Below are 5,604 nucleotides of genomic sequence, written 5' to 3' on the forward strand. Positions count from 1 at the left end.
AGGTCGCGGGTGCGGACTCCAACTGGACCTACGACGCGGCCGAGTACGACGTGACGGTCTACGTTGGATGGAGCGGCGGCGTCGCGGGGTCGACGCTCGGCCAGATACAGGTCAGCTATGCCGACGCCAGCGGCGCGACCGTGAAGGACCCCACCTTCACCAACGCGTACAGCAAGCCGTCCGAGCCCGCCAAGACCACGCCGACCTCGACCACGACCGCCTCCGCCAAGACCACCAAGGGTGGCAGCAGCGTCGTGAAGACCGGCGACTACACGCAACCGCTATGGACCGGCCTCGGCGTCGCGGGCGCGCTCGCCGTCGCTGCAGGCATCTGGATGCATTGCCGCAGGTCAAACGGGCGGGAGTTCTAGTTCTTCTCGCCCAAGCGGAAGGGTCGAATAATGGGGGGCGTCGCTGGGGCTGCAACGGCGCCCCCTTGCTGTCACGTGTGGGGCGCAACCGTTTGCGGGATGCCGCGGGCGGGCGTCGTCTTCGTGCCATAATGCGGGTGTTTCGCACAAGGGTCGCGATCTGGTGGCCCGAGCGGCAACGAATGTTCGGCATCGTCGAAGGGATAGCCATGGCACGCGTGTTCATAAGTCCCAGCAAGTACGTTCAGGGTCCGGGGGAGCTTGCCAACCTCGGCAGCTATGCCAAGGCCTACGGCAAGAAGGCGCTCGTGATCATATCCGCCGGCGGCATCAGGCGCTCCGGCGACGTGGTGACCAAGAGCTTTGCGGACGCGGGCGTCGCGTTTGAGTTTGACCAGTTCAACGGCGAGTGCTCGCAGGACGAGATCGACCGCCTGGTTGCGGACGCGCAGGCCAAGGGCTCCGACGTCGTGGTGGGCATCGGTGGCGGCAAGATTTTCGACACCGCAAAGGCGGTCGCGAACAAGATCGACACGCCGGTGCTGATCGTCCCGACCATCGCCGCGACCGACGCGCCGTGCTCCGCGCTTTCCGTCATCTACACGGACGAGGGGCAGTTCAAGGAGTACCAGTACTTCAAGGCGAACCCCAACCTGGTGCTCATGGATACCACGGTCATCAGCAAGAGCCCCGTGCGCCTTACCGTGAGCGGCATGGGCGACGCGCTGGCCACGTACTTCGAGGCGCGCGCCTGCAAGCGCTCCGACGCCACCACCTGCGCGGGCGCAAAGGTGACCTCCGCGGCCATGGCGCTTGCCCGCCTGTGCTACGACACCCTCATGTCCGACGGCGTCAAGGCCAAGATCGCGCTCGAGGCGGGCGCGTGCACGGAGTCCGTTGAGAAGATCATCGAGGCCAACACCCTGCTTTCCGGGCTCGGCTTCGAGTCCGCGGGCCTGGCCGGCGCCCACGCCATCCACAACGGCATGACCGCCATGCCCGAGACCCACGCCTACTACCACGGCGAGAAGGTCGCGTTTGGCACGCTGACGCAGCTGGTGCTGGAGGACGCGGACGAGCTGCCCGAGGTGCTGGACTTCTGCGGCCAGGTGGGGCTGCCCATGACGTTTGCGCAGCTGGGCGTAAAGGACGCGAGCTACGACCGCGTGCTCGAGGTGGCCAAGCTGGCCTGCGCGCCCAACGACACGCTGCACAACATGCCGTTTGAGGTCACGCCCGAGAAGGTCGCGAACGCCATGCTCGCGGCGGACGCCCTGGGCAGGAACGAGCTCGCGCTGTACGAGTAAGGGAGCAAGGAGGGCGAGCGGGGCGAGAAGGACGGCCTCCGTGGCCGTCGCGTGGCGCTGGCTCCCTGAGTTGACTTCCGCTTACATTTGCTGAGCTACCGTTGGGGACCTGGCTTCGGCCGGGTCCCCCGCTCTTCTAACCTGGCGTTTGGGTGGCGCGTATACTTGTGAAGACATTGTGTAGCCGCCCGTGAGAGGAGAAGCCAGTGGATAGGAATACCAGGATCTGCATCGTAGGGGGAGGCCCCGCGGGGCTGTCGCTGGCAATGTACCTGCAAAAGAACGGGTTCGACAACTACACGATCTTCGAGCGGAGCGGCCGCGTGGGCGGCAAGGCGTTCAGCCCGCTCATGAAGGTAAAGAACAAGAGGGGCAAGTGGGAGGACCGCACCATCGAGATGGGCGCGGTCATGGGCTGCGACACGTACTTTGCCGTGCACGAGTGCGAGGAGTTTGGCCACACCTCGCACGCGGACGGCCCCAAGATGGGGCGCCGCTTCATGAACACTGACGGCACGCCCGTCAAGGAGAGCAAGGTCGAGCTCCTCAAGAAGGTGCTCAAGATGCGCAAGCTCAGCCATCTGCTGGACACCAAGTACAAGGGCTACGACGTGAACGGCCACCGCGGCGTGGCACAGGGCCGCTACGAGGGGCCGTGTCCTTCTCCCCAGATGAAGCTTGCCCACATAGAGGGCGAGAACCCCAACCTCAAGGACCTGAGCATGCCGTTTAGCGAGTTCCTGAAGCTCAACGGCTGCGAGGACGCCGAGCTGGTGTGGAAGGGTCCCTTCACGAGCTTTGGCTACGGCTACTTTGACGAGATCCCGGCCGCGTACGTCCTCAAGTACCTGGACGCGTTCACGGTGAAGCAGTTCCTCTCTACCGGCAGGCTTTGGACGTGGAAGAACGGCACCAACTCCATCTGGACGGGCGTGAACAGCGCGCTTCGCCATCCCGCTCAGCTCAACAGCGAGATCACGGCGATCCGCCGCACGCCGGAGCACGTCTACGTGCGCGTGAACGGTGGCGCGGAGCAGGAGTTTGACAAGCTCGTGATCTGCACGCCGCTCGAGCTCTTCCTGGGCTACGGCGACCCCACGCCCGAGGAGACGGAGCTCTTTGGCAAGATCCAGCACAAGGAGTACTTCACCATGGCCGTCCGCACGGAGGAGGAGAAGAGCCCCGACATCAGCTACTACTACTTTGCCAACATGACGCCCGAGACGCGCGGCCACCTGATGGTGTTCTATCACCGCTGGCCGGACGCGGGCGCTCAGCCCCTGGTGACCTTCACGCTGCGCAACCACGAGGGCGCGGAGGACGTCCCGTTTGACGAGGCGCGCGACACCACGCTGGCAGACATGGCAAAGTCGGGCCTGCCCGTCATGAAGACCGAGCGGATCGACGACTGGTACTACTTCCCCCACGTGGGCTCCGCCGACTACGCCGACGGCTGGTACGACAAGGTGGAGGCGCTCCAGGGCCGGCAGAACACCTACTACGCGGGCGAGGTCATGTCGTTTGGTGACATGGAGGAGACCGCGGAGTACTCCCGCGACCTGGTGAGGCGCTTCTTCAACTAGCGCGTGGCCGCACCTGGCGACCGCCGCAACGGCACGATGGGCATGGGCCCGCCCGGGGGACGACCTCGGGCGGGCCTTGTGCGCTAAACTGTGGGCGGACAAAGGGGGCCAACATGGAAGACTGGTGCGCCGCGGCCGCTAACGACAGCGCGCTCGAGGAGCTGCTTGCAAACGACGACGTGGTGTACAGCGCCACGCAGATATTCGACGCGCTTTCCGACTTCACGCGCTTCCAGATCCTGGCGGCGCTCGTGCTGGGCGAGAAGAGCGTGTCTGACCTGCAGGAAGTCTGCCATGTGTCGCAATCCGCAATATCGCACCAGCTCAGGCTGCTGCGAGACCGCGGCCTGGTGAACGCCCGGCGCGACGGGCAGCGCATGATCTACACGCTCGCGGACGAGCACGTGGCGCAGCTGCTCCGCGTGGGACTCGCGCATGCCGCGGAGGACGTCCTGCCGGAGTAGGCGCGCGGCCCGCGGGGGTGCGGCCGGCACGTTGCCGCGACCCGAGGCGGTTGCGGGCGGGAGGGTGCGCTTCTCGCCCGCGTCGGCCGATTGTGCACGCGGCGTGAAAAAGGGATACGCCCGGCACCGTGGCGTTTTGACATCTGCGGTTTGGGCGAATATAGTTTTTCGTCGCGCCAATTTGCGGAAGGATTCTGTCCCGGGCCGCTGCCGGGAAGGGAAGCCAAGGTAAGGGCGCACGTATCTGTCCCCAACAATCCGAGGCGGCGGTGCTGCACTGCCTCTGATACATAGGTGCTCGCGCACCAAATACCGTTTGATCCTATTAAGGAGAGAAGCTTTGCCTACTATTAACCAGCTCGTCCGTCAGGGCCGCGTTTCCCACAAGGCCAAGTCCAAGAACGCCGCACTCCAGCACAACCCGCAGAAGCGTGGCGTGTGCACCCGCGTCTTCACCACGACCCCCAAGAAGCCTAACTCCGCACTTCGTAAGGTCGCCCGTGTGCGCCTTGTCAACGGCATCGAGGTTACCGCCTACATCCCCGGCGAGGGCCACAACCTGCAGGAGCACTCCATCGTCCTCATCCGTGGCGGCCGTGTTCGTGACCTCCCTGGCGTGCGTTACAAGATCATCCGCGGCGCCTATGACTGCGCGGCAGTTCAGGACCGCAAGAAGGCTCGTTCCCGCTACGGCGCAAAGCGCCCCAAGAACTAGCCGCAAGGTCGCATCTGAATTAGCTACGAGTTTTTAGGAGATACAACATGCCGCGTCGTGCAGCAGCAGTCCGTCGTGAGGTCCAGCCGGATGCCGTTTACAACAACCGTCTCGTGACCCAGCTCATCAACAAGGTCCTTCTCGATGGCAAGAAGGCCACCGCGGAGCGCATTGTCTACGGTGCCTTCGACCTCGTCAAGGAGAAGACCGATTCCGATCCCCTGGCCACCTTCAAGAAGGCCATGGACAACGTCCGCCCGACCCTCGAGGTCAAGCCGAAGCGTGTCGGCGGCGCCACCTACCAGGTGCCCATGGAGGTCAACTCCCGTCGCGCCACGACCCTCGCGATCCGCTGGATCGTCAACTTCAGCCGTGCTCGCAAGGAGAAGACCATGGCCGAGCGCCTCGCCAACGAGATCATGGACGCCGCCAATGGCGTCGGCGCTTCCGTGAAGCGTCGCGAGGACCTCTTCAAGATGGCAGAGGCCAACCGCGCCTTCTCGCACTATCGCTTCTAGTCCAGGGGAGTAGTGTCTTATGGCAAAAGTTAAGTATCAGCTCGAGGACCTCCGCAACATCGGCATCATGGCCCACATCGACGCCGGTAAGACGACGACCACCGAGCGCATCCTCTACTACACCGGCAAGACCCACAAGATCGGCGAGGTCCACGACGGTGCGGCAACCATGGACTGGATGGTTCAGGAGCAGGAGCGTGGCGTGACCATCACCTCCGCCGCAACCACGTGCTTCTGGAAGAACCACATCATCCAGATCATCGACACCCCGGGCCACGTCGACTTCACCGCTGAGGTCGAGCGCTCCCTCCGCGTCCTCGACGGCGCCGTCGCCGTGTTCGACGCAGTCGCCGGCGTGCAGCCGCAGTCTGAGACCGTCTGGCGTCAGGCCGTCAACTACAACGTCCCCCGCATCGCCTTCATCAACAAGTACGACCGCGTGGGCGCCGACTTCTTCCACGCCATCGACACCATGAAGGACCGCCTCGGCGCCAACGCCGTCGCCGCGCAGATCCCCATGGGCGCCGAGTCCAACTTCTGGGGCCTCATCGACCTCGTCACCAACACCGCCTGGGACTTCAAGGAAGACGCCAAGGGCATGATCTACCCCGAGCCCATGGACGAGATTCCTGACGAGTTCAAGGAC

At 64.4% G+C, this 5,604-nt stretch carries 7 protein-coding genes; all 7 read left to right on the forward strand.

The window, feature by feature from the left end:
- Window positions 1-371: hypothetical protein (locus ACI38Z_RS01345; RefSeq protein WP_439788395.1), on the forward strand; the 371-nt coding region annotated here is incomplete at its 5' end.
- A gap of 209 nt (window positions 372-580) precedes the next feature.
- A complete protein-coding gene (locus tag ACI38Z_RS01350) occupies window positions 581-1,678 on the forward strand; it encodes a glycerol dehydrogenase (protein WP_439788396.1) in 1,098 nt (365 codons plus the stop codon).
- Between the two features lie 206 nt (window positions 1,679-1,884).
- Window positions 1,885-3,261, forward strand: coding sequence for an FAD-dependent oxidoreductase (locus ACI38Z_RS01355; RefSeq protein WP_439788397.1), 1,377 nt, complete (start codon window positions 1,885-1,887; stop codon window positions 3,259-3,261).
- A 113-nt stretch (window positions 3,262-3,374) separates the two neighbouring features.
- A complete protein-coding gene (locus ACI38Z_RS01360) occupies window positions 3,375-3,725 on the forward strand; it encodes an ArsR/SmtB family transcription factor (protein ID WP_439788398.1) in 351 nt (116 codons plus the stop codon).
- 340 nt (window positions 3,726-4,065) lie between these two features.
- On the forward strand, window positions 4,066-4,440 hold the full coding sequence (gene rpsL, locus ACI38Z_RS01365) for a 30S ribosomal protein S12 (protein WP_090845511.1): 375 nt from the start codon (window positions 4,066-4,068) through the stop codon (window positions 4,438-4,440).
- Window positions 4,441-4,487: 47 nt separating this feature from the next.
- Entirely contained in the window at window positions 4,488-4,958 is a 471-nt protein-coding gene (rpsG, locus tag ACI38Z_RS01370) for a 30S ribosomal protein S7 (protein WP_090845514.1), read from the forward strand.
- 19 nt (window positions 4,959-4,977) lie between these two features.
- A partial coding sequence (locus tag ACI38Z_RS01375) for a GTP-binding protein (protein ID WP_439788399.1) occupies window positions 4,978-5,604 on the forward strand: 627 nt, incomplete at its 3' end.

The sequence above is a fragment of the Parafannyhessea sp. genome, from assembly GCF_051876455.1.
GTDB lineage: Bacteria > Actinomycetota > Coriobacteriia > Coriobacteriales > Atopobiaceae > Parafannyhessea.